Below are 25,069 nucleotides of genomic sequence, written 5' to 3' on the forward strand. Positions count from 1 at the left end.
TGCTTTGCAGCCCATCGCAGGCAAGCCAGCTCCCACAGGTACTGCACAAGACTCAAGGTCGATGCGGTCGGTGTAGGAGCTGGCTTGCCGGCGAAAGGGGCACAGAGTGCCCCCAAGTTCTCAATACCAGCGCGGCTCGCCAGCCGGGCGCTTCTTGAAGCGTTTCATGCTCCACATGTACTGGCTCGGGTACTCGCGCACATAGCGCTCGACCACCTTGCTCATGGCCGCTGCCGATACGTTCACGTCCGTGCTGTACATCTCTTCTGGCGCAGCTTCCAGGAACACCTTGAACCCCGACCCATCCGGCAGGCGCAGGGCATGCAGGAACACGCCGACCGCCTTGCCGCCGGCGAGCATGTTCGGCACGAACTTGCTGGTCAGCGCCTGGGTACCTAGGAACGGCACGAACACGCCCGCCGACTCGGCCGGCTCCGGGTCTGCCGGAATCCCCACCTGGCCGCCACGACGCACTTCCTTGATCACGCTGAGGATGCCTTCCTTGGTCGAAGGCGCCACCCGGTTGCCCATCTGCACCCGCTGCTCGCGCAACAAGTCATCCACCGCCTTGAGCTTCGGCGGGCGGTAGAAGATGATCGGCTTGCACTGGCTGCAATAGAAGTGGTTCAGCACTTCCCAGTTACCCAGGTGGCTGGTGATCCCCACCACGCCCTTGCCCGAAGCCAGGGCCTGCTCCAGTACTTCCAGGCCATGCACTTCCTTGACCAGATCCAGCGACCGCTGCGGCGGCCAGATCCAGGCGCAGGCGCTTTCGACGAACGACTTGCCGATGTCCATCAGCGCACGGCCCACCAGCTTTTCACGCTCGGCAGCGTCCATCTCCGGGAAGCACTTGGCCAGGTTGATGCGCACGACGTTGCGCGAACCGTTGGGCACCTTCCACATGAGCCAGCCGATCCCCGCGCCGACGCGCTGCACAGCACCCCAGGGCAGCTTGGCGAACAGTCGCAGCACCCCGACCATCAGGGCGCCTTTGAATTTTTCCACAGGCCGATTCCTTATTTCTGCAAGGCGGGCATTGTAACGCTTCAGCGCACCAGCGCGGCGTAGCGATCGCAGTCGGTGGTGTGGTCCATGACCATGCCGGTGGCCTGCATGAAGGCGTAGCAGATGGTCGGGCCCACGAACGTGAAGCCGGCTTTGTGCAGGGCTTTGCTCATGGCCTTGGCTTCGTCGGTGACCGCCGGTACGTCGCTGCGGCTGGTGAAGTGGTTGATCTTCGGCTCGCCGCCCACGAACGACCACAGCCACTGGCTGGGGTTATCCACAGCCAGCCAGGCCTGGGCATTGCGCCGGGCGGCCTTGAGCTTGAGGCGGTTGCGGATGATGCCGGCGTCGAGCATCAGCTCCTCGATCCGTTCGTCGCTCATCCGCGCCAGTTGCACCGGGTCGAAGCCGTGCAATACCTGGCGATAACGCTCGCGCTTCTTCAATACGGTGATCCATGAGAGCCCGGCCTGGAACCCTTCGAGCAAAAGCATCTCGAAGAGCAACGCCGGGTCGCGCTGCGGTGTTCCCCACTCCTGGTCGTGATAGGCCTGGTACAACGGATCGTCGGTACACCAGAAGCAGCGTGGCATAAGGCTCCATTCCATGAGTAGAGGGCGAGGCGAATCAGGTTATACTCCCGCTCTTTACATCCGCATCCCCAGATACAGGTGAATTTCGTGAGCCAGCCTACGCCAGCCGTGCGTACCTTCCAAGACCTGATCCTCGCCCTGCAGCAGTACTGGGCCGAGCAAGGTTGTGTGGTGCTTCAGCCCTACGATATGGAAGTAGGCGCCGGCACTTTCCACACCGCCACTTTCCTGCGTGCCGTCGGCCCGGAAACCTGGAACGCCGCCTATGTGCAGCCCAGCCGTCGTCCAACCGACGGGCGGTATGGCGAAAACCCCAACCGCCTGCAGCACTACTACCAGTTCCAGGTGGTGCTCAAGCCGAACCCGGCCAACTTCCAGGAGCTGTACCTCGGCTCGCTGAAGGCGATCGGCCTGGACCCGCTGGTCCATGACATCCGCTTCGTCGAAGACAACTGGGAGTCGCCGACCCTCGGCGCCTGGGGCCTGGGTTGGGAAATCTGGCTCAACGGCATGGAAGTGACCCAGTTCACCTACTTCCAGCAGGTCGGCGGCATCGAGTGCTTCCCGGTCACCGGCGAGATCACCTATGGCCTCGAGCGCCTGGCCATGTACATCCAGGGCGTGGACTCGGTCTATGACCTGGTCTGGGCCGACGGCCCGTTCGGCAAGGTCACCTATGGCGACGTGTTCCACCAGAACGAAGTGGAGCAGTCGACCTACAACTTCGAACACGCCAACGTCGAGAAGCTGTTCGAACTGTTCGACTTCTACGAAAGCGAAGCCAACCGCCTGATCAAGCTGGAGCTGCCGCTGCCGACCTACGAAATGGTCCTGAAGGCATCGCACACCTTCAACCTGCTCGACGCCCGCCGTGCCATCTCGGTGACCGAGCGCCAGCGCTACATCCTGCGCGTGCGCACCCTGGCCCGGGACGTGGCGCAAAGCTACCTGCAAGCCCGCGCACGCCTGGGCTTCCCGATGGCTACCCCTGAACTGCGTGACGAAGTGTTGGCTAAGCTGGAGGCTGCACAATGAGTGCTCAAGATTTCCTGGTTGAACTGGGCACCGAAGAGCTGCCACCCAAGGCCCTCGCCAGCCTCGGCGACGCCTTCCTGGCCGGCATCGAGAAAGGCCTGCAGGCCGCCGGCCTGAACTACACCGGCAAACAGGTGTACGCCGCACCGCGCCGCCTGGCCGTGCTGATCCGTCAGCTGGATGTGCAGCAGCCTGACCGCAGCATCAACATCGACGGCCCACCCCGCCAGGCGGCCTTCGACGCCGAAGGCAACCCGACCCAGGCCGCCCTTGGCTTTGCCAAGAAGTGCGGCGTGGAGCTGGCCGAAATCGACCAGAGCGGCGCCAAGCTGCGCTTCTCCCAGCATATTCCGGGCAAGGCTACCGCGAGCCTGCTGCCGACCATCGTCGAAGACTCGCTCAACGACCTTCCGATCCCCAAACGCATGCACTGGGGCGCCAGCCGTGAAGAGTTCGTGCGCCCGACTCAGTGGCTGGTAATGCTGCTCGGCGACCAGGTCGTCGACTGCACCATCCTGGCCCAGCAGGCCGGTCGCGAATCCCGTGGCCACCGCTTCCACCACCCGGAAAACGTCGCTCTAACCACCCCGGCCAACTACGTCGAAGACCTGCGCAAGGCCTACGTCCTGGCCGACTTCGCCGAACGCCGCGAGCTGATCGCCAAGCGCACCGCGGAGCTGGCCATGCAACAAGAAGGCTCGGCCATCGTGCCGCCTGCGCTGCTGGATGAAGTGACGGCTCTGGTCGAATGGCCGGTGCCGCTGGTGTGCTCGTTCGAGGAGCGTTTCCTGGAAGTGCCACAGGAAGCCCTGATCACCACCATGCAGGACAACCAGAAGTACTTCTGCCTGCTGGACAGCGAAGGCAAGCTGCTGCCGCGCTTCATTACCGTGGCCAACGTCGAGAGCCGCGACCCGAAGCAGATCGTGCAGGGCAACGAGAAGGTCGTGCGTCCGCGCCTGACCGATGCCGAGTTCTTCTTCAAGCAAGACAAGAAACAACCGCTGGAAACCTTCAACGAGCGCCTGAAGAACGTCGTGTTCCAGGCCCAGTTGGGCACCGTCTACGACAAGGCCGAGCGGGTTTCCAAGCTGGCCGCGTTCATCGCCCCGCTGATCGGCGGCGACGCCCAGCGCACCGGCCGTGCCGGCCTGCTGTCCAAGTGCGACCTGGCCACCGAGATGGTCGGCGAGTTCCCTGAAATGCAGGGTGTGGCCGGTTACTACTACGCACTCAACGATGGCGAACCGGAAGACGTCGCCCTGGCGCTGAACGAGCAGTACATGCCGCGCGGTGCCGGCGCTGAGCTGCCGCAGACCCTGACCGGTGCTGCCGTGGCCATCGCCGACAAGCTCGACACCCTGGTCGGCATCTTCGGCATCGGCATGCTGCCCACCGGTAGCAAGGACCCGTACGCCCTGCGTCGCGCCGCCCTGGGCGTGCTGCGCATCCTGATCGAGAAGCAGCTGGACCTGGACTTGACCACTGCGGTCGAGTTCGCGGTCAAGCAATACGGCACCAAGGTCAAGGCCGCGGGCTTGTCCGAGCAGGTACTGGAATTCGTCTTCGACCGCCTGCGCGCGCGCTACGAGGACGAAGGCATCGACGTCGCCACCTACCTGTCGGTACGTGCCCTGAAGCCGGGTTCGGCCTTGGATTTCGATCAGCGCGTACAAGCCGTGCAGGCCTTCCGCAAGCTGCCGGAAGCCGAGGCCCTGGCTGCGGTGAACAAGCGCGTGTCGAACCTGCTGAGCAAGGCCGAAGGCGCCATCGCCGAGCAGGTCGAGCCGAAGTACTTCGACAACGCCAACGAGTTCTCCCTGTACTCGGCCATCCAGCAGGCCGACCAGGCTGTGCAGCCGATGGCCGCCGCGCGCCAGTACAGCGAATCGCTGGCCCGCCTGGCCGCCCTGCGTGATCCGGTCGACGCCTTCTTCGAGGCGGTGATGGTCAACGCCGAGGATGCCAAGGTACGCGCCAACCGTTATGCCCTGCTCAGCCGCCTGCGCGGCCTGTTCCTGGGCGTGGCCGACATCTCGCTGCTGGGGTAAGCCTTGAAACTGCTGATTCTTGATCGGGACGGCGTGATCAACTACGACTCGGACGCCTATATCAAGTCGCTGGAGGAGTGGGTGCCCATTCCCGGCTCGATCGAGGCCATCGCGCAGTTGAGCAAGGCGGGCTGGACGGTGGCCGTGGCCACCAACCAGTCCGGCATTGCCCGCGGCTACTACCCGCTGGCCACCCTCGAGGCCATGCATGCGCGCCTACGCGCGCTGGTGGCCGAGCAGGGCGGCGAGGTGGGTTACATCGTGCATTGCCCGCATGGGCCGGACGAGGGCTGCGATTGCCGCAAGCCCAAGCCTGGCATGCTGCGGGCGATCGCTGAGCATTACCAGGTGGGCCTGGCCGGCGTGTGGTTTGTCGGCGATAGTAAAGGTGACCTGGAGGCCGCCCTGGCCGTCGATGCACAACCTGTGCTGGTGAAGACCGGCAAAGGTGAGCGAACGCTGGAAAAAGGCGTTCCTCAAGGCACTTTGATTTTCGACGATCTGGCAGCCATCGCCAGAGCACTAATTTAAGCAGTGCGCCCACTGCGGCGCACTTTTCCTTAGGCGGGCACGCCCCGCAACGGTACATGCCACTATGTCGATCCTGCAGGCGATCAGAATCTTTCTTTTTTACCTGCTGTTGGGCACCAGTTCGCTGCTGTGGTGCTCGCTGAGCTTCTTCGTCGCGCCGTTCCTGCCGTTCCACAAGCGCTACCGGTTCATCAACGTTTACTGGTGCCGCTGCGCCGTGTTCCTGGCGCGGGTGATCCTGGGTATTCGCTACAAGGTCACCGGGGCCGAGAACGTGCCCACGCAGCCCTGCGTGATCCTGTCGAACCACCAGAGCACCTGGGAGACGTTCTTCCTGTCCGCCTACTTCTCGCCACTGAGCCAGGTGCTCAAGCGCGAGCTGCTGTACGTGCCGTTCTTCGGCTGGGCCATGGCCATGCTGCGACCCATCGCCATCGATCGGAAGAACCCCAAGGAAGCCCTGCGCCAGGTCGCCAGCAAAGGCGACGAGCTGCTCAAGCAAGGTGTGTGGGTGTTGATCTTCCCGGAAGGCACCCGTGTGCCCCATGGCCAGGTCGGCAAATTCTCCCGCGGCGGCACCGCACTGGCGGTGAATGCAGGCCTGCCGGTGCTGCCGATTGCCCATAACGCCGGCAAGTTCTGGCCCCGGGAAGGTTGGGGCAAGCGCCCAGGTACCATCGAAGTGGTGATCGGCGAGCCGATGTACCCGGTCGGTACCGGCCCACGTGCCATCGCCGAGCTCAACGACCGCGCCCAGGCCTGGAACGAAGCGGCCCAGCGGGCCATGGGTTCGCTGCCACCGGTGGCGGAAAATCCTGCGCAGCAAAGCGCCTGACGATCTGTGGATAACTTGTGAGCAAGTTTTGGATCAATGCCTTGAAATGCTAGATAAGTTATTGATTTGGTTAGTTATTTCTTTGTATGACCTTTTTCTGAAAATCGTGCATAAGTTTTTTCGAGGCATAAAAAAACCGGCTTTTACGCCGGTTTTTTTATGCCTCCCGCTCCACAGGTAGCAGTGCCACATTCAGACCTTGTCGATATCCACATCCTTGGTTTCTTTCAGGCAGAAGATCCCCACCACCAGGCTCACCCCGGTGATCAACACCGGGTACCACAGCCCGTAGAAGATATCCCCGGTATACACCACCAGCGCGAACGACACGGTGGGCAGGAAGCCGCCGAACCAGCCATTGCCGATGTGATAGGGCAGCGACATGGAGGTGTAGCGGATGCGGGTCGGGAACAGTTCGACCATCACCGCCGCCAGCGGCCCATAGGTCATTGTGGCGATAAGGATCATGGCGACGATCAGCACCACCACCATCACCTGGTTGACACTCGCCGGGTCCGCCTTGGCCGGGTAGCCTGCCTCTTCGATGGCCATGCGCATGGCGGCTTCGTCGAAGCCATCGATGTGCTGCTCACCGATGCTCACCACCACCGGGTCACCTGCTGGGGCATCCACCGAGCTGTAGGGCAGGCCCTGCTTGACCAGGAACGTCTTGACCTTGTCGCAGGGGCTGTCGAAGCGTGCCTTGCCGACAGGGTCGAACTGGAACGTACAACCTTGCGGGTCGGCCGTCACGACGATAGGCGCCTGCTGGCTGGCCGCGGCGATCTGCGGGTTGGCGTAATGGCTCAGGGCCTTGAACATCGGGAAGTACAGCACGGTGGCCAGGAGCAGGCCGATCATCAGGATCGGCTTGCGCCCCACCCGGTCGGACAACCAGCCGAAGAATACGAAGAACGGCGCGCCGATCACCACGCTGATGATCAACAGCGTATTGGCCTGGGCCGGGTCCATCTTGAGCATCTGGGTCAGGAAGAACAGCACGTAGAACTGCGCGGTGTAGAAGGTCACGGCCTGCCCGGCATTGATGCTGAACAAGGCGGTGAGCACCACCTTGAGGTTGGGCCAGGAGGTGAAGGATTCACGAATCGGCGACTTGCTGACCTTGCCCTGGGCCTTCATCTTCACGAAGGCCGGCGACTCCTCCATGCTCATGCGGATCCAGGTGGAAATCGCCAGCAGGAAGATCGATAGCAGGAACGGCAAGCGCCAGCCCCAGGCTTCGAACTGGTCACCACTGATATAGCGGCTGCCCAGCACGACCACCAGCGAAAGCAGCAACCCAAGGGTGGCCGTGGATTGGATGAAACCGGTATGGAACCCGCGCTTGCCGGGCGGGGCGTGCTCGGCCACGTAGGTCGCCGCGCCGCCGTATTCGCCCCCCAGCGCCAGGCCCTGGAGCATACGCAGCAGCACCAGGATGATCGGCGCTGCGATACCGATGCTGGCGTAGGTCGGCAGCAAGCCAACGGCAAAGGTGGACAAGCCCATCAGCACGATGGTCACCAGGAAGGTGTACTTGCGCCCGATCATGTCACCCAGGCGACCGAACACCAGCGCACCAAACGGCCGCACCAGGAAGCCTGCAGCGAAGGCCATCAAGGCGAAGATGAACGCCGTGGTGTCGTTGACCCCAGCGAAGAACTGCTTGCTGATCACCGCTGCCAGGGCGCCATAGAGAAAAAAGTCATACCACTCGAACACCGTCCCGAGGGATGACGCGAAAATGATCTTGCGCTCCTCGCGTCGGCTGACCGTGCTGGCTGCCGTGCCTTGCTCTTGGATGTAATCCGACATCGTTGCTGTCCTCGGCCCGCAGGCCACAGTGATTATTGTTGTTTTCCACTGTCGACGGCTTCTGACCACAAGCCGCCGGTGTTGCACGCACCCGGGTCAGGGCGTCGGTATCGCGTTCAGGTCGCTGAGATTGGTCTGTGTAGGGCTCCCGTTGCGGATCAGTTGCGCCGCCTTCTCGGCGATCATCAGTGTGGGTGAACAGGTATTGCCCGAGACGATCTGCGGCATGATCGAGGCGTCGGCGATGCGCAAGCCTGGTACGCCATGCACCCGCAGTTGGCTGTCCACCACATCCAGCGGGCCGCTGCCCATGCGGCAGGTACCGACCGGATGGAAGATAGTGGTGCCGATTTTGCCGGCGGCCTCGTGCAGCTGCTGCTCGGTCTGCAGGGCAGGGCCTGGCAGGTATTCACGAGGGTCGAACGCCGCCAGGGCAGGGGCCTGGAAGATGCGCCGGGTAAGGCGGATGGCATCGGCGGCCACGCGCAGGTCCTCCGGGTCGCTCAGGTAGTTCGGGTCGATCAGGGGCGCGGCGTGCAGGTCGGCCGAACGGATATCGATACGTCCACGGCTGACGGGACGCAGGTTGCACACCGACGCGGTGAACGCCGGGAAACGATGCAACGGCTCGCCGAAACGCTCCAGCGACAAGGGCTGGATGTGATACTGCAGGTTGGCAGTGGCCTGCTCGGGTCCGGAACGAACGAACGCGCCCAGCTGGCTCGGTGCCATGGCCAGTGGGCCACTGCGGTCGTAGAGATAGCGCAGGCCCATTTCCATCTTGCCCCATAAGCTGTTGGCCATTTGGTTGAGCGTACGGGTGTTGCGCACCTGGTAGATCAGGCGCAGTTGCAGGTGGTCCTGCAGGTTGCCACCCACGCCGGGCAGCTCATGACGCACACCGATTCCAAGGCCCTCGAGCAGCTTGCGCGGGCCGATGCCGGAACGCTGGAGGATGCCAGGCGAACCCACGGAGCCTGCGCAGAGAATGATCTCCCGCTGCGCCTTGAATGCATGCCAGGCGCCTTGCCATCGTGCCTTGACGGCCGTGGCGCGGGTGTTGTCGAGAATCACCTGGTCGACCTCTACCCCGGTGAGCACGGTAAGGTTGGGGCGCGTCTGCACAGGCCGCAGGAAGGCCTTGGAGGCATTCCAACGCACGCCGCTGCGCTGGTTGACCTGAAAATATCCACAGCCTGCGTTGTCGCCGGTGTTGAAGTCGGCCACCTTGGCGATGCCGCTTTGCTCGGCGGCGTCGCGGAAGGCATCGAGGATCGGCCAGCTGTAGCGTTGCTGCTCGACCCGCCATTCCCCATCGCCACCATGGCTGTCGCTGGCGCCAGCGAAATGGTGCTCGCTGGCCTTGAACAGGGGCAGCACGTCCTTCCATGCCCAACCGTCGTTGCCCTGTTCGGCCCAGCGGTCGTAGTCGGCGGCCTGGCCGCGCATGTAGATCATGCCGTTGATCGAAGAGCAGCCGCCCAGCACCTTGCCTCGTGGGTAGCCCAGGCTACGACCACCCAGGCCTGGCTGCGCCTCGGTGTTGAAGCACCAGTCGGTACGTGGGTTGCCGATGCAGCGCAGGTAACCGACGGGAATGTGAATCCAGGGATAGTTGTCACGGCCCCCTGCTTCGAGCAGCAGGACGCGGCAGGAAGGGTCGGCGGACAAGCGGTTGGCCAGCAGGCAACCGGCGGGGCCGGCACCGACGACCACATAGTCGAAGACAGAATCGGCTGATGGCATGTGAAACCTCGCGCCTGATTTTTATTCTTGTCGAGGACCATCTTATTGATTAATTTCGCTGACGAAACACGAGATTTCGCGCAGCCGCTGTGCGTTTTAGCACAGCGCCCACCGCAGCCGTAATGCCGATCTCTGTGGGAACGGGCTTGTCCCGCGATTGCGTAACAGCTGACAACGCTGGCGGCCAGGCCGATGCAATCGCGGGGCAAGCCCACTCTCACAGGGTGCAGTGAAGCCCCCAAATTCACAGGGAAACAGCATGTTCGACTGGAATGATCTGCGATTTTTCCTCGAGTTGCAGCGCAGCGGCCGGCTGCTGACCGCCGCCAAGCGCCTCAACACCACCCACAGCACCGTCGCCCGGCATATCGAGAGCATCGAACAGAGCCTGGGTACTGCGTTGTTCGTCCAACATGCTCAGGGCTACGAACTCACACCTTCCGGCCAGGCACTGCTCAAGCATGCCGAGGCCATGGAAAACGTGGCCCTGCTCGCCCAGGAAGAAATCACCCAGGCCGCCGCACCTTTGGGCAAGATCCGCCTCGGCGTCACCGAAGGCATCGGCATCATGTTCTTCACCCCGCGCATGAATGCGCTCTTCGAACGTTATCCGGGGCTCGAGGTGGAATTGGTCGCGGTGCCGCGTTTCGTGAGCATTCTCAACCGCGAGGCGGAAATCAGCATCCACCTGGAACGCCCCAGCGCCGACCTGTTGATCACGCGCAAGCTCACCGACTACCGCCTGGCCCTGTATGCCAGCCAGGCGTACCTGGACCGGGCACCGCCCCTGCGTAACCGTGAAGACTTGGCCCGGCACAACTGGATCGGCTACGTCGATGATTTACTGTTCAGCCAGGAATTGCTGTTTCTCAACAGCTTCTGCCGCGCGCCCAACGTGGTGTTCCGCAGCACCAGCGTGATCGCCCAGCAACAGGCCGCCAGCGCCGGGTTGGGCATTGCCGTGCTGCCCAACTACATGGCGCGGCACGACCCCTCGCTGGTTCGGGTATTGCCTAGCGAAACCATCCAGCGCAGCTACTGGATCTGCACACGCCGCGAACTGCACAAGTCGGTACGCCTGCGAGTGGTCTGGGACTACCTGCTGGCGCTGTGTAACGCAGAGCAGGCCGAGCTGCTAGCCGACTAGCGCCTTGCCCGCCAGCAACAGCGCCGCGCCGATGCCGGTCACAGCGAACAATTGCTGCAGGCGTGGCCCGGCCAGCTTGCTTGCCAGAGGCCGCGCCAGCAACAGACCAAGCACGGCACCCACAGCGAACGGCGCACCTACCGTCCAATGCATGACGCCGGCCAGGCTGGCGCTGGCCACGCTGCCCACGGACACCAAGGCGATCACCGCCAGTGAAGTGGCGACGATGCTCTTCATGTCCAGGTTGGTGTAGCGGTTCAAGGCCGGGATGATGACGAAACCACCACCCACACCCAGCAAGCCGGACAACAGGCCCGCCAGCACGCCGGTGAACGCCAGCGCGCGGGCGCAGGGGAGGGTCCAGCGCAGCCGCCCCTGCAGCGGGTTGAGCACGCAGGGCATGATCTGCCGATCGCCACAGGCCGGTTCGCCGCGCAGCTCACGCCTCGCCTTGCGCCAGATGCGCAAGCAGGCATAGACCAGCACTCCAGCGAACACCAGCGCCAGCGGGGTGTTCGGCAAGCGATGCGCGAGCATCAGGCCGAACGGCGCCGCAATCACACCGATGGCCGCGATGAACATGGCTGCGCGGTAGCGCACCAGGCCCTGGCGCAACCCCAGCAACGCTCCAACCGCCGCCGCCAAGCCCACGGCAAGCAAGCCGATGGGAGCCGCCTCGACCATCGACAGCCCCAGGCCGAACACCAGCAAAGGCACCGCGAGAATCCCGCCACCGGCACCGGTCAGGGCCAGCACAGCGCCAATGGCCGCCCCCAGCACAGCACCAACGAGTTGCTGTTCGATCACTGCCCGGCCTCGATTACCAAGGGTTGTGGCCGCGCCAACCATTCACGGCCCTTGAGCATCCCTCGCCAGTACAGCGGCGGCAGTATCCGTGCCTTGAGCAACCAGGCCAGGCGCGTGGGCTGGCGCCCGTCGAGCAGCCAGCGAGGGAAGCTCGGCGCCACCTTGCCGCCGTAGGTGAATTCGGCGAGCACGATCTTGCCCCGTTCGACCGTCAACGGGCAGGAGCCGTAGCCATCGTATTGAGCCAGAGTGGCCAAGCGTTCCAAAGCCACCAGCACATTGTTGGCGACTACCGGAGCCTGCTTGCGCGCAGCCGCGGCGGTCTTGGCATTGCTGGTGTTGATGACGTCCCCAAGGGCATGGATATTGGCGAATCGACGATGGCGCAGGGTCGCTGGGTCCACATCCACCCAACCGGCGGCATCGGCGAGCGGACTTTGCCGAATGAAGTCCGGCGCGACCTGTGGCGGCACCACATGGAGCATGTCGAAGGCTTCGACCCGGGTCTCGCTGCTGCCGTCTGGCAGTGTGCGCACGAAGGTAGCGCGCCTGTTCGGCCCGTCCACCGCCACCAAGCGATGGGAGTAGTTGAGATCGACGCCATACTTGTCGATATAGGCCATGAGTGCGGGCACATATTCGGCAACGCCGAACAACACTCCACCAGCGTTGAAGAAGCAGGGTTTGATCGCGCCCAGGTGCCCCTGGCGCCACCAGTGGTCACATGACAGGTACAACGCCTTCTGTGGCGCACCGGCACACTTGATTGGCATCGGTGGCTGGGTGAACAGCGCACGACCCTGTTTGAGCGTTTGCACCAACTGCCAGGTATAGGGCGCCAGATCGTAGCGGTAATTGGACGTCACGCCATGGCGGCCCAAGGTTTCTTCGAGCCCTTCGATGGCGCTCCAATCCAGCTTGAGGCCTGGGCAAACCACCAGTTGCTCATAGCTGATGGCACGACCATCCGCCAAGGTGACCAACTGCGCCTGAGGGTCAAAGCCTTCGACCCGCGCCTTTATCCAACGCACGCCACGGGGAATGATCGAGGCCATGGTGCGGGCCGTGTTCGGTGCCTTGAACACACCAGCGCCGACCATGGTCCAGCCAGGCTGGTAATAATGGATGTCCGCTGGGTCGACCAGGGCGATGTCCAGGGAAGGGTCACGGGCGATAAGGCTCGAGGCGGTGGCGATACCGGCAGCACCGGCGCCGACGATCACCACTTTATGGTGGTCGGCACGGGACGTATCGGCAGGGGACAGCAGGGCAGGCATGGCAGTGTTCCTTGAATCGCGTTATGGGTGCAGCGCGGGCTTACAGCGTGTTCAGCGGGATTTTCAGATAGCTCACGCCATTCGCTTCAGGCTCGGGGAATTGCCCGCTGCGCATGTTGATCTGCACCGAAGGCAGGATCAGCACAGGCATGTCGAGGGTGGCGTCGCGGGCTTCACGCATGGAGACGAAACTGTCCTCGCTGACACCTTCATGGATATGGATATTGCCGGCACGCTGCTCGGCGACAGTGGTCACGTAGCACAGCTCGCGACCGCCTGGCAGGTAGTCATGGCACATGAACAGGCGGGTCTGGTCAGGGAAGGCCAACAGGCGACGGATCGACCGATACAGGGTGCGCGCACTGGCACCGGGGAAATCGCAACGGGCAGTGCCGTAGTCGGGCGTGAACAACGTATCGCCGACGAACACGGCAATCTCGCCTGCATCCTCGACCATGTAGCTCATGCAGGCCGGGGTATGCCCAGGCGTGTGCAGGGCTCGGGCATTCAGGTTGCCGATGCGAAAGCCTTCCTCATCCTCGAACAGCACATCGAACTGGCTGCCGTCACGAGCGAAACCGGGCTCGGCATTGAACAGCGTGCCGAAAGTCTTCTGCACCTGGGTAATCTGCGCGCCGATGGCGATGGTGCCTCCGAGCCGGCCCTTGAGATAAGCCGCGGCAGACAGGTGATCGGCGTGAACGTGAGTTTCGAGAATCCATTGCACCTTGGCCTCGAGCGACTCGACCAACGCGATCAGGCGGTCAGCCGACTCGGTGCTGGTGCGGCCGGACTTGGGGTCATAGTCCAGCACGCTGTCGATCAGCGCGCACTGGCGCGTCTCGCCATCCATGACCAAGTAGCTGAGGGTCGAGGTCGCCTTGTCGAACAAGGCTTCCACATGAAGGTTGTTGCCGATGATCATTTCACTCTCCAGTTATCCACCCGGCCTTCTTGAAAGGCTTAGGCGGTGCAGAGAGCTTTATCAAGATACATGCCACCATTGCGCCCCCTGTAGGAGCGGGCTTTTCCGGCGATGAAGGCAGCGTGGCTTGTCTTTTCCCCGGCAGAAATGGCAGTCGACTGACAGCCAATGGCAGTGTTTGGCAGTCCTTGCTACGCTCGCCAAGTCCTTTATTTGGTGCCGTCATGCAAGCTGCTTCCCAACCCGCGATTCTCGCGCTGGTGTCCTACCTCGAACACGATGTGCTGCCCAGCATCGTGCTGGACACCGACTACAACATCCTTGCCGCCAACGCCGCCTATCGTCGTCAGTTCGGCGACCAGGACCATGCGCCCATCGGCGAGAAATGCCATCGGGTCTCGCACCATTACGCCGTACCTTGCGACCAAGCCGGCGAGCATTGCCCGTTGCGCAAATCGCTGGACAGCAAAATGCCGGAGCGCGTGCTGCATATTCACCATACGCCTCGAGGCCCCGAGCATGTGGATGTGGAACTGCGCCCGATCCTCGATGACGAGGGCAGGGTGATGGCATTTGTCGAACGTCTGACCAGCGTTACCCTGGCCTCCGCCCAGCCGCAAGAACAGGGGCTGGTCGGTCGGGCTCCAGCGTTCAAGTCGGCCGTCGCCAGCCTGCAACGGGCAGCACCGGCACAGATCCCAGTGCTGCTGCAGGGGGAGTCCGGTACCGGCAAGGAGTTGTTCGCGCGTGCTTTGCACCTAGGTAGCCCTAGGGCTAATGGTCCGCTGGTGGTGGTGGACTGTACTGGGCTGACCGAATCGCTGTTCGAGAGCGAGCTGTTCGGCTATGAGAAGGGAGCGTTTACCGGTGCGACTCAGCGCAAGATCGGGCTAGCCGAAGCGGCCCATGGGGGCACGCTGTTTCTCGACGAAATCGGTGAAGTCCCCTTGGCCATGCAGGTGAAGCTTTTACGCCTGATCGAGTCGGGCAGTTTCCGCCCGGTGGGCAGCACGCGAACGGTCCATTCGGATTTCCGCCTGGTCTCGGCGACGCACAAACCCTTGAAGCAAATGGCCGCGGAGGGTTTATTCCGTGAAGACCTGTACTACCGCATCAGCGGCTTTCCGATTCGCCTGCCGGCTTTGCGTGAACGGGTGGAAGATTTGCCCCTGCTATGCGAAAGCCTGTTGCAACGAATGGCAGGCAAGCAGTCGCCGCAAATGACTGCCGAAGCACTGGACCGGCTTAGCCTGCATACTTTTCCGGGCAATATCCGTGAACTACGCAATATCCTGGAACGAGCCAGGCTGTTTGCCGACGACGGACTGATTCGACCGGAACACCTACAGGAGGATATTTATCCGGTGGCCGAGCCGATTGTTCCACGAGGACGCGCTCGAAAAGAGAAGGCCGACCTGATTCACGCATTGGAGACCTTCAAAGGGTCTCGAAGTGAGCTGGCCGAGCACCTGGGGATGAGTGAACGGACCTTGTACAGGCGGCTGAAAGCGTTGGGTTTCTAGAACGTTCCACGTGAAACATTGACGATGCTTTACCATCAGGCAAAAAAAAGCCAATCCATAAGGACTGGCTTTTTTCTGCTGCTCGCTAATTGTCGATGGGCATATAAATTGTCACAGCTCCCCTCGAGAAAATGGGGGTTCCACGTGGAACATGGGCGCCATAAATGTCGCGTATGTAACCGAATTCGTGTCGTATTGCGGCTTCCTGGCCCTATTAAATGTCGTTTCAAAACCGGCCTCTTCACGCTAGTAGAATACGAACAGACGACAGGAGCATGTTTCGCTACAAGCCACCATCTAGCCACAGGCCTCCAAGCATGCGGAAGCATACGCCCACACCAACGAGGGCGGATCAGGTACCCCATCCTAGAGCAGTTTCATAGTAGCTAGGGTATCCATCATCCGGTACCCCATCGTCCTGTAGCCCATTTTGCGCTTTTCCCACATCCGCATTAATGCGACGTTGCCCTCATCCACAAAATCGATGACTTGTACGTCAGTCTTGGCAGTGTGCGCTCGATGCAGCCGACCGGTGTACTGCTGGAGAATTCCTCGCCAGGAAATGGGCATAGCCAACACGAGAGTATCCAATGCAGGATGGTCAAACCCCTCACCAATCAATTTTCCGGTAGCAAGAAGCACACGAGGTGCGTCTTCAGATAAGGACTCAAGCTCTGAAAGCCGAGCTAACCGCTGCTTCTTAGGCATTCGCCCATGGAGGGTGTAGAGGTTTTCGACATGTCCCTTCAGTGCATGCTCTAGAACATCTACATGCTCGGTGCGCTGTGTCAGCACGAGTACTTTTCTACCTTGGTCATACGCGGAGCGAACGTCCGAAACAATCAGCGCGGTACGCCCCGTATCATCAGCAAGAGTTTTGAAGACGTCCTGTATCCCCGCACCTTCAGGTAATGGGATCGGACCTGAGAGCATTCGAGGAATGACTGACAAATCATGGGGAGCGCTTTCTGGTCGAGAGGCAGTATGCCGAATGGGACCGCACTGCATGAAAATGATTGGCTGCTGCCCATCTCGACGGATGGGTGTAGCGGTCAGCCCAAGCACATATCGCGCGGGGGCGCTCCTAAGCAATGCTTCAAAAGACACCGCCGAGAGGTGATGGCACTCATCGACAATGACCTGACCGTAATTTTTGATCAGATCGCTGATTTCACCTTTCCGCGAAAGTGACTGCATCACAGCAATGTCGATCTGCCCAGTTGTCTTGGGCTTCCCACCGCCAATCGTACCGACGACCTCTTTGCCTACGCCCAAGAATGTTTGTAACCGAGCTTGCCACTGTCGAAGCAGTTCTGTGCGGTGCACCAGCACTAGCGTGTTGACTCTACGCCTGGCGATGAGTGCGGCAGCAGTTACTGTTTTGCCAAACGCAGTAGGGGCGCAGAGTATCCCGGTGTCGTATGGCATCAAAGCGTGGATCGCCGCGTCTTGATCTGGCCGTAAAGTACCTAAGAAATCGACGTCGAGGCTAACGCCAGCAAAGCGTTCATCCTGTAGCTGTGGGGTAATTTTGTACTCATTTAACAGGTCCAGTACCGCATCCCAGCAACCCCGGGGAATCCCAATATGCTGAGGAAAATTTTGTGCACAGCCGATTACCCTGGGCTTGTTCCAGACTGATAGGCGCATGGCCTGTGCCTTGTAAAAGTCAGGATTTTGAAAAGCAGCGAGTCGGATTAGCTGGTTAGCCAAGGGTTGCGGCAACTGCGATTTTTCAAAGTAAATCAGGTTCGCCAGCGTGACGTTAAGGGTAGCTGGCAGAGGGCAGGTCAACGACCGGGACGTTCGCTCACGCTGTTTCCATGGCTCGGTATCGTTCTGCTCGTCGACAAAAGCAACCCCCAATGGATCGCGATTGCCCATAGCTTGATTGATAACGGGTTGGATATCCTCAGGGCTCATCCGTCGAACAGAGGCTAGGAACCGCCATTGGTCGGGATATGGCTCAAAGGAATCATCGACAAAAACACTGTGATTGTTAGCCCTGGCTCGCTTTTGCAGTGGCAACGCAATTAGGTTACCGAACCCACCCTTAGGCATGAAATCCTGATTCGGGAAGAGCCTGTCGTAGGAACTGAGTGACAGTTGTCGGGTGCGTTCACAAGCATGACTGATGATCGCGGCTCCCAGACGACGGGCCTCAATCGCAGGCACTTTATCTTGGAAGAAAATCCATGCGTGTGCTCCATTACCAGAGCGAGAGATTTCAAGTGCTACGGGGACATCGAGAGAGCGAGAAGCTTGCACAAAGGCCAATGCATCTTCTCGCCAATCAGCCTCATCGAAATCGACAGCTAGGAAGTGGCACGTATCATCCAAAAGCAACGGATACACGCCGACCACAATCGTCCCAGCTAAATGTCGATAAATAACCTCGTCACTCACCGACAGGAGCTGGCGCTGCCCACAATCACTGCATTTGATGCGTGGCTTCTCGCAGACTCCAGGTCGCCATTCGTTGGCGCAGGCCGGTGCATAGCCAGATTTGCCGCCCCTGCTTTCCCAGCGCAACGGATAGGTATCAATACGGCCTTTGAACAAACTGCGAAAAAGGGCGAGTTTGCTATTAGTATCAAGGTTGGTAAGCGACTGATCCACTACCGGCATACATACAGACTCAGCTGGAAGCTGCCACTCAATACCATGTGATTCAAGCAAAGCTATCAGTCGAGCATTTTCAGCCCGCAATTTCGCCACAAGCGTGGAATCAGTCACCGCTTCGGAACCCCAGCCGTTGAGAGATCAACCTTTGAACAGGCTATCAGCAGGGGCAAAGCGGATCAAACAGCTACGGTTTAGCAGAGTGCAGCCCAAGCCCGGACAAGCATCAATCAAGCTATAGATGCAAAGCTACGGATTTCCTCCCATCCTGCTTATGGAATCTCTGTAGGTCCAATGTCGGACATCACCCATTTAGCCCCTTACCGAACAGCTTCACAAAGGCAGTGTGCTTCGCTTGCCGCCATGTCTCAGTCAGATCACCATTTAGCTCTAGCGCTTCGAAAATGCTTTTGACTTGCTCATTAGTGACGAGCTTTGCCGTAAGCATTTTCTTGAGCAGCTCATGGCCGTGCCAGACAGCAATACCGAAATCTTGAGCCAGCTTGTGCATACCTAGGTCATCCGTGACCACTATGGCGTTTCGGATTTGACCAAATGCAAGCACTCGACAGTCCGTCGAGGAAGGAGGTGAGCGGCCCGCCGTGGTATAGACTGCCGGATTCATTAAGACCCAACCCCGCAGCACGCTTTGCGCAGCCGCCAACTGGCCTCTCTCATCAGCGCTGAGGCGAACCTGCTTCGCAATTCGCTCAGCGGCGAGATCCGCACCGTCGAACCAAGGAAATTTGAACTTCAATGCACCACTGCGATGCACTTCTTCCTCAACGTCTTTCAGAATAGTCAAAACGTAGTTTTTCTGGCCAAACGCAACGCCCAACATCGGCCGCACCCGCTTCGCCAGCCGGAGATACGCATTAGTATCCAGCAAGACGAGCGTGAGCACCGCATTCAACGCGCCAGCTCGCCATAAATTGCAGTGGCATCACTGAGGGACACGTCCATGATTTGCTGAACATAGGACGGGCCCGTGCCGTGCTCACGAATCATGCGTTTGAGCGCAAGAAAAAACTCCGACTGAAATACATTCGACGCAGCCGCAAGATATTGCGCCGGCTTGGGCGGAATCGGTTCAAACAAGAGCGTGCTGACCAGTCGCGGTTCTGAGCTGTTTCGCACTTTATGGATTGTTGTTTCGATCACCCGCAATGACGGCAGCTGGTTTTCCGCTGCATAACCTTGGGTCTGCTGGAACACCGTGTTCAATGAAATTTGGTGATGCCGGGCATGTCGCTGAAGGACATGCACTTCCCCAGCAGCGCTGGACGCTTGAGCCGCCTCAGAATACGCGAGCTGCGCACAGGTCTCAGGAAACAGTAGTGCGCCAGCAAAAGCGTCCGCAAAATCTTCCCCTGCATCACTCCCTGCCAGGTCAGGGGTGTAGACATGCGCCAATTCGTGAGCCATCCAGAACTTAAAGTCTTCCAGCTTAGTGTCCAGATTGACGAACACGAAAGTGGCGTCTGACGCCGGCAATAGAATGTGCAGCGCATTCTTGTGTTGCTGCTTGTGTCCCCAGAGAACGGGCACGAGCACAGCTCCACACGCCTTGAATTCGGCAATCAGCGCTTCATACCCCAGCACACTGCGCTCACCCAAGCCCAATTTCTCGCGCACTTGGGACACATCGCTCTGCAAACGCGCATAGCTGATGGAAGGCGACGAAATCTGAGTGCGTAAGGTGGGCAGCTTAGGCAAAAAATCGACGAGAGGCTTGAGCAAACCGCCGATACCTATCGCTTTCAGAATGTGTTCATCGGTGGTTTTGGTGCCAGCCTTCTTGCGGAACGCCACTACCGGCTGATCCGGAGGTGGGGCAACCAACTGCGAAAACGGCAACTGCAGCGTCGTGGCCAACTTCAGCAGTTTGTCCGGACGGGGAAAGTCCTTGCCTTTAAACCAGTTAGTGACGGATTGCGCCGAAACTCCCATCTGGTCTGCCAAGTCTTTTTGAGTCCAGCCACGCTGAACAAGGGCCGCGCGAAGCGACTCGGTGTGTAGGGTATTTTGCATAGTCGTTAATGTAGGGGTTCGCTCGATCAAAATCAAGTTTGATCAAGTTTCTCGCGTGCCTGTAGCGAACCCCTGAGCACTGAGGATTGCCTGGAGGGCCCAATGAGCGGGAGGCGAAACCTGACGTCGACCTACGCGGGTTCAATACGCCCTCACGCCTGTATCAGGGTCGGGGACCGCTTGGCCGACGGTGGTTGCCGGCGTGCATTCCTGCGCTATATGAGATCCTGGTGATTGGTTGAGTAGGAGTAGAAGGGCATGAGAAAGGCGGTTGAGTAGGACACCTTGCAATCATTGGCTGAATCCTTCCTAAAGAAAACCCCAGCAGGCACATGACCTACTGGGGCTTCTTTCTTCTAGCCACTAATTTTGGCTATCAAGCTTAACTCTGGCCGAAAAGGCAAATAACTCTGCTCTCCATAGCTAACTCGCTAATCAGAAGTCCAAGTTGGACACCGACAGCGCATTGCTTTCGATGAAGTCACGACGCGGCTCGACCGCATCGCCCATCAAAGTGTTGAACAGCTGATCGGCAGCGATAGCATCCTCGATGGTCACCTTGAGCATGCGGCGCACGGTTGGGTCCATCGTGGTTTCCCACAGCTGGTCAGGGTTCATCTCGCCCAAACCTTTGTATCGCTGGATGGTGTGACGCTTGGTGGTTTCGTTCATCAGCCAGTCGAGGGCTTCCTTGAACTCAGTGACCGCCTTGCGACGCTCGCCACGCTGAACATAGGCGCCTTCGCCCAGCAGGGTCGCCAACTTGGCGCCCACCGCGACAACCGAGCGGTAGTCGTTGCTTCCGAAGAAATCGCGGTTGAAAGTGACATAGCTGGCCAGGCCGTGGGAGGTGATTTCCACTTCCGGCAGCCAGATGTTGCGCTCCTTGTCTTCGCGCAGGCTGGCTTGGTAGGTCAGGCCGGACTTCTGGCTGTTGTTCAGGCGCTCCTGGAACTTGCCCAGCCATGCCTGCATGCCGGCATGGTCTGCCAAGTGCTCGAGGGTGACTTCCGGCAGGTAGATGAAGTGCTCTGTCAACTCTTCCGGATACAGGCGCGACAGACGCTTGAGCGTCTTCATCACACCACGGAATTCGTTCACCAACGCTTCAAGCTGCACGCCGGAAACGGCTGGCGCCGACTCGTCCAGGTGCAGGCTGGCATCCTCCAGGGCCGACTGGGTCATGTATTCTTCCATGGCCTCGTCATCCTTGATGTACTGCTCCTGCTTGCCTTTCTTCACCTTGTACAGCGGCGGCTGGGCGATATAGATGTAGCCACGCTCGACCAGCTCCGGCAACTGACGGAAGAAGAAGGTCAGCAGCAGGGTACGGATGTGCGAACCGTCAACGTCAGCATCGGTCATGATGATGATGTTGTGATAACGCAGCTTGTCGATGTTGTACTCTTCGCGGCCGATGCCACAGCCCAGCGCGGTAATCAGCGTGCCCACTTCCTGGGACGAGATCATCTTGTCAAAACGTGCTTTCTCGACGTTGAGGATCTTGCCCTTGAGCGGCAGAATCGCCTGGGTACGACGGTTACGGCCTTGCTTGGCCGAACCACCGGCGGAGTCACCCTCCACCAGGTAGAGTTCGGAAAGGGCAGGGTCCTTTTCCTGGCAGTCAGCGAGCTTGCCTGGCAAGCCGGCGATGTCCAGCGCACCTTTACGGCGGGTCATCTCACGAGCCTTGCGCGCGGCTTCACGGGCACGGGCTGCATCGATCATCTTACCGACAACCGCCTTGGCCTCGTTGGGGTTCTCCAACAGGAAGTCGGCGAAGTACTTGTTCATCTCCTGTTCCACGGCGGTTTTCACCTCCGAGGAAACCAGCTTGTCCTTGGTCTGGGAACTGAATTTCGGGTCCGGCACCTTGACCGAAATGATCGCGGTCAGGCCTTCGCGGGCATCATCACCGGTGGTCGCGACCTTGTTCTTCTTGGCAAGGCCTTCTTGCTCAATGTAGTTGTTCAGGCTACGCGTCAGCGAAGAACGGAAGCCGACCAGGTGGGTACCACCATCGCGCTGCGGAATGTTGTTGGTGAAGCACAGCAGGTTTTCGTTGAAGCTATCGTTCCACTGCAGGGCAACTTCAACACCCACGCCGTCATCACGCTGAACATTGAAGTGGAACACCTGGGAGTTGACCGGGGTCTTGTTGGTGTTCAGGTACTCAACGAATGCGCGCAGGCCGCCTTCGTACTTGAAGAACTCTTCCTTGCCGGTGCGTTCGTCCTTGAGCAGGATGCCGACGCCCGAGTTCAGGAAGGACAGTTCGCGAATCCGCTTGGCCAGAATGTCCCAGCTGAAGTGGATGTTCTTGAAGGTTTCAGCCGAAGGCTTGAAGTGGATATGGGTGCCGGTGGTTTCGCTATCACCGACAACGGCCATAGGCGCCTGTGGAACACCATGGACGTAGGTCTGTTCCCAGATTTTGCCGCTGCGGCGTACGGTCAATACCAACTTCTCGGACAGGGCGTTTACCACGGATACGCCCACACCGTGCAAGCCACCGGAAACTTTATAGGAGTTGTCGTCGAACTTACCACCGGCGTGCAGGACGGTCATGATGACCTCGGCAGCCGATACACCTTCTTCCTTGTGGACATCAACAGGAATGCCGCGACCGTTGTCGCGAACACTGATGGATTCGTCAGGGTGAATGATGACAGTGATGTCGTCGCAATGACCGGCGAGGGCTTCGTCGATCGAGTTATCGACCACTTCGAATACCATGTGGTGCAGGCCGCTGCCATCATCGGTGTCGCCAATGTACATGCCGGGACGCTTGCGCACGGCATCCAGCCCTTTCAGCACCTTGATGCTGGAGGAGTCGTACGTTTGATTTTCGCTCATGCCTTCACTCCCGATGGTCGTGGGTCTGGGTGATACGGCCTTGTTCCACGTGGAACAAAGCAACTGGCGTTTCCGTCTGCCAGCCTTCCCTCAGTAATTCGTGATCTACACAGGTAATGAAAACCTGGCAGTGTAATTCTTCAAGCAAGCGGCATAGAGCACGGCGATGCTGCTCGTCCAACTCGGACGGCAAGTCATCCACGAGATAAATACAGTGTCCACGACGGGCCTGGCTGACGAGGTGGCCCTGGGCAATCCGCAAGGCACACACCACGAGCTTCTGCTGGCCCCGTGAGAGGATGTCGGCGGCATTGTTCGCGCTCAGTCGAAGGCGCAAGTCCGCACGCTGCGGGCCGGCCTGGGTATGGCCCATCTGCTGGTCCCGAAGTAGAGAGGAGGCGAGTACTTCGTTAAGTTCCCGGTCCTTGTCCCAGCCTCGGTAGTAGCTCAGGGTCAACCCGTCCAGCTCCACCAGTTCGCTCAGGGTTCGCTCGAAGACAGGCTTCAAGGCCTTGATGTAGTTGCGACGGTATTCATCTATCTCCGCGCTGGCCAGGCACAATTCCCGGTCCCAGGCGGCTTGCGAAGCAGCGTCAAGTGTACCATGACGCAACCATGAGTTCCGCTGCCGCAGCGCCTTCTGCAGGCGCTGCCAGGCAGCCATGAACCGAGGTTCCACGTGGAACACCCCCCAATCGAGGAATTGCCGCCGTATTTTCGGGGCACCTTCGAGCAGGCGAAAACTGTCCGGGTTGATCAGCTGAAGCGGCAACATCTCGGCTAACTGAGCCGTGCTGCGCGCATTCTGCCCATCAATGCGGATGGTGAACTCTCCCTGGCGATCCCTGGAAATACCCAGGCTGCTGGTACCACCTTCGACAAGCTGAACCTCGCCAAATACAGTGCAAGTTGGCTGCTCGTACTGGATGACCGGGTTCAGGCGTGTGCTACGGAAGGACCGAGCCAACCCCAACAGATGCACAGCCTCCAGCACACTGGTCTTGCCGCTGCCGTTGGCGCCGTAGAGGATGTTGATGCGGGGAGAGGGGGAGAGCGTCACCGGGTGCAGGTTGCGCACCGCGGTGACCATGATACGTCGAAGGGACATTTGGCCTGCTACAGATTACAGGCGCATCGGCATGACGACGTAGGAGGAATCATCGTTACCGGCTTCCTGGAGCAAGGCGCTGCTGTTGGAGTCGGACAAGATCAGGCGCACCTGTTCCGTGGTCATGACGCCCAGCACATCCAAGAGGTAGCTGACGTTAAACCCGATCTCCAGCGAGCTGCCGTTGTAGTCGACGCTGATTTCTTCTTCCGCTTCTTCCTGCTCCGGGTTGTTGGCCTGGATTTTCAATTGGCCAGAAGCCAACTGCAGGCGAATGCCGCGGTACTTTTCGTTGGACAGGATCGCGGTGCGGCTGAACGCTTCGCGAAGCGCCTGGCGGTCACCAATCACCAGCTTGTCGCCGCCCTTAGGCAGCACACGCTCGTAGTCCGGGAACTTGCCATCCACCAGCTTCGAAGTGAAGGTGAACTCGCCGGTAGTCGCGCGAATGTGGTGTTGGCCCAGAACGATACTGACCATGCCTTCCGGGTCGGTCAGCAGGCGCGCCAGTTCGAGGATACCTTTGCGCGGCACGATGACCTGGTGGCGTTCAGCCTGGCCGATTGCCGCGTGCATGGAGCACAGCGCCAGGCGGTGACCATCGGTGGCAACGGCGCGCAGGGTGTCGGTCGACACTTCCAGCAGCATGCCGTTGAGGTAGTAGCGCACGTCCTGTTGGGCCATGGCGAAGCTGGTGCGCTCGATCAGACGGCGCAGTTTGCTTTGCTCCAGGTTGCAGGTCAGCGAGCCTGGGCCTTCCTCGACGGTCGGGAAGTCATTGGCCGGCAGGGTCGACAGGGTGAAGCGGCTGCGACCGGCCTTGACCAACAGCTTCTGCTCGTCGACCTTGATATCGATCAGGACGTCGTTGGGAAGGCTCTTGCAGATGTCCATCAGCTTGCGCGCTGGGACAGTGATCTCGCCAGGCTCCGCCGGCTCTTCCAGTTGCACGCGGCCAACCAGTTCGACTTCCAGGTCGGTACCGGTCAACGACAGTTGCTGGCCTTGCACGACCAGCAGCACGTTGGACAGGACCGGCAAGGTCTGACGGCGCTCGACGACGCCTGCGACCAGTTGCAGGGGTTTCAACAGGGCTTCGCGTTGAATGGTGAAATGCATGGTCTAGTCCCTTGCCTTCAATTAGCTGCTCCGACGCCCA

General features: G+C 60.1%; 19 protein-coding genes. 6 read left to right on the forward strand and 13 right to left on the reverse strand.

From position 1 onward, the window contains the following. Positions 1-120 precede the first annotated feature (120 nt). Together IRZ56_RS12315 and IRZ56_RS12320 are read right to left on the reverse strand one after the other, a co-directional pair. Positions 121-1,008 carry a lysophospholipid acyltransferase gene (locus IRZ56_RS12315; RefSeq protein ID WP_196145191.1) on the reverse strand — a complete coding sequence of 296 codons (888 nt, stop codon included), beginning with the start codon at positions 1,006-1,008 and terminating at the stop codon, positions 121-123. Positions 1,009-1,049: 41 nt separating this feature from the next. After that, positions 1,050-1,601, reverse strand: a complete 552-nt coding sequence (locus IRZ56_RS12320; RefSeq protein WP_196145192.1) for a DNA-3-methyladenine glycosylase I — start codon at positions 1,599-1,601, stop codon at positions 1,050-1,052. Between the two features lie 87 nt (positions 1,602-1,688). Here IRZ56_RS12320 and glyQ point away from each other — a divergent pair, with 87 nt between their 5' ends. From glyQ to IRZ56_RS12340, 4 genes are all read left to right on the forward strand, one after another. Next, positions 1,689-2,636, forward strand: coding sequence for a glycine--tRNA ligase subunit alpha (glyQ, locus tag IRZ56_RS12325; protein WP_084855238.1), 948 nt, complete (start codon positions 1,689-1,691; stop codon positions 2,634-2,636). Continuing rightward, on the forward strand, positions 2,633-4,687 hold the full coding sequence (gene glyS, locus IRZ56_RS12330) for a glycine--tRNA ligase subunit beta (RefSeq protein ID WP_196145193.1): 2,055 nt from the start codon (positions 2,633-2,635) through the stop codon (positions 4,685-4,687). The genes glyQ and glyS overlap by 4 nt, the downstream gene beginning before the upstream one ends. 3 nt (positions 4,688-4,690) lie before the next feature. After that, positions 4,691-5,218 (forward strand): D-glycero-beta-D-manno-heptose 1,7-bisphosphate 7-phosphatase, encoded by a 528-nt coding sequence (gmhB, locus tag IRZ56_RS12335; RefSeq protein ID WP_196145194.1) that lies wholly within the window; start codon positions 4,691-4,693, stop codon positions 5,216-5,218. 64 nt (positions 5,219-5,282) lie between these two features. Next, a complete protein-coding gene (locus tag IRZ56_RS12340; RefSeq protein WP_196145195.1) occupies positions 5,283-6,053 on the forward strand; it encodes a lysophospholipid acyltransferase family protein in 771 nt (256 codons plus the stop codon). Positions 6,054-6,245: 192 nt separating this feature from the next. Here IRZ56_RS12340 and IRZ56_RS12345 read toward each other — a convergent pair whose 3' ends face one another. Both IRZ56_RS12345 and IRZ56_RS12350 read right to left on the reverse strand, forming a co-directional pair. Next, on the reverse strand, positions 6,246-7,868 hold the full coding sequence (locus IRZ56_RS12345) for an MFS transporter (RefSeq protein WP_196145196.1): 1,623 nt from the start codon (positions 7,866-7,868) through the stop codon (positions 6,246-6,248). A gap of 96 nt (positions 7,869-7,964) precedes the next feature. After that, positions 7,965-9,614 (reverse strand): GMC family oxidoreductase, encoded by a 1,650-nt coding sequence (locus IRZ56_RS12350; RefSeq protein WP_196145197.1) that lies wholly within the window; start codon positions 9,612-9,614, stop codon positions 7,965-7,967. A gap of 259 nt (positions 9,615-9,873) precedes the next feature. On the opposite strand from IRZ56_RS12350, the gene IRZ56_RS12355 reads away from it, so the two are divergent. Then, on the forward strand, positions 9,874-10,761 hold the full coding sequence (locus tag IRZ56_RS12355; protein WP_196145198.1) for a LysR family transcriptional regulator: 888 nt from the start codon (positions 9,874-9,876) through the stop codon (positions 10,759-10,761). Here IRZ56_RS12355 and IRZ56_RS12360 read toward each other — a convergent pair. Genes IRZ56_RS12360 through IRZ56_RS12370 form a run of 3 tightly spaced genes read right to left on the reverse strand, consistent with a single transcriptional unit; the run spans position 10,750 to position 13,770 of the window. Continuing rightward, positions 10,750-11,568 carry a sulfite exporter TauE/SafE family protein gene (locus IRZ56_RS12360; protein ID WP_196145199.1) on the reverse strand — a complete coding sequence of 273 codons (819 nt, stop codon included), beginning with the start codon at positions 11,566-11,568 and terminating at the stop codon, positions 10,750-10,752. The two genes, IRZ56_RS12355 and IRZ56_RS12360, sit on opposite strands and share 12 nt — an antisense overlap. Further along, on the reverse strand, positions 11,565-12,845 hold the full coding sequence (locus IRZ56_RS12365; RefSeq protein WP_196145200.1) for an NAD(P)/FAD-dependent oxidoreductase: 1,281 nt from the start codon (positions 12,843-12,845) through the stop codon (positions 11,565-11,567). Before IRZ56_RS12365 ends, IRZ56_RS12360 begins: the two co-directional genes overlap by 4 nt. 40 nt (positions 12,846-12,885) lie before the next feature. Next, positions 12,886-13,770, reverse strand: a complete 885-nt coding sequence (locus IRZ56_RS12370) for an MBL fold metallo-hydrolase (RefSeq protein ID WP_196145201.1) — start codon at positions 13,768-13,770, stop codon at positions 12,886-12,888. A 224-nt stretch (positions 13,771-13,994) separates the two neighbouring features. On the opposite strand from IRZ56_RS12370, the gene IRZ56_RS12375 reads away from it, so the two are divergent. Continuing rightward, positions 13,995-15,293: a sigma-54 interaction domain-containing protein gene (locus tag IRZ56_RS12375; protein ID WP_196145202.1), complete on the forward strand. Its 1,299-nt coding sequence runs from the start codon at positions 13,995-13,997 to the stop codon at positions 15,291-15,293. A 366-nt stretch (positions 15,294-15,659) separates the two neighbouring features. Here IRZ56_RS12375 and IRZ56_RS12380 read toward each other — a convergent pair whose 3' ends face one another. From IRZ56_RS12380 to dnaN, 6 genes are all read right to left on the reverse strand, one after another. Further along, a complete protein-coding gene (locus tag IRZ56_RS12380) occupies positions 15,660-18,029 on the reverse strand; it encodes a TOTE conflict system archaeo-eukaryotic primase domain-containing protein (RefSeq protein ID WP_196145203.1) in 2,370 nt (789 codons plus the stop codon). Positions 18,030-18,219: 190 nt separating this feature from the next. Beyond that, entirely contained in the window at positions 18,220-18,819 is a 600-nt protein-coding gene (locus tag IRZ56_RS12385) for a hypothetical protein (protein ID WP_328311498.1), read from the reverse strand. 5 nt (positions 18,820-18,824) lie between these two features. After that, positions 18,825-19,982 carry an ImmA/IrrE family metallo-endopeptidase gene (locus IRZ56_RS12390; protein ID WP_230390373.1) on the reverse strand — a complete coding sequence of 386 codons (1,158 nt, stop codon included), beginning with the start codon at positions 19,980-19,982 and terminating at the stop codon, positions 18,825-18,827. Between the two features lie 399 nt (positions 19,983-20,381). Beyond that, positions 20,382-22,802: a DNA topoisomerase (ATP-hydrolyzing) subunit B gene (gene gyrB, locus IRZ56_RS12395; RefSeq protein WP_196145205.1), complete on the reverse strand. Its 2,421-nt coding sequence runs from the start codon at positions 22,800-22,802 to the stop codon at positions 20,382-20,384. 4 nt (positions 22,803-22,806) lie between these two features. After that, positions 22,807-23,910 (reverse strand): DNA replication/repair protein RecF, encoded by a 1,104-nt coding sequence (gene recF, locus IRZ56_RS12400; protein ID WP_196145206.1) that lies wholly within the window; start codon positions 23,908-23,910, stop codon positions 22,807-22,809. 15 nt (positions 23,911-23,925) lie between these two features. Continuing rightward, on the reverse strand, positions 23,926-25,029 hold the full coding sequence (gene dnaN / locus IRZ56_RS12405; protein WP_196145207.1) for a DNA polymerase III subunit beta: 1,104 nt from the start codon (positions 25,027-25,029) through the stop codon (positions 23,926-23,928). Between the last annotated feature and the right edge of the window lie 40 nt (positions 25,030-25,069).

The sequence above is a fragment of the Pseudomonas guariconensis genome, assembly GCF_015680235.1.
Lineage (GTDB): Bacteria > Pseudomonadota > Gammaproteobacteria > Pseudomonadales > Pseudomonadaceae > Aquipseudomonas > Aquipseudomonas guariconensis_A.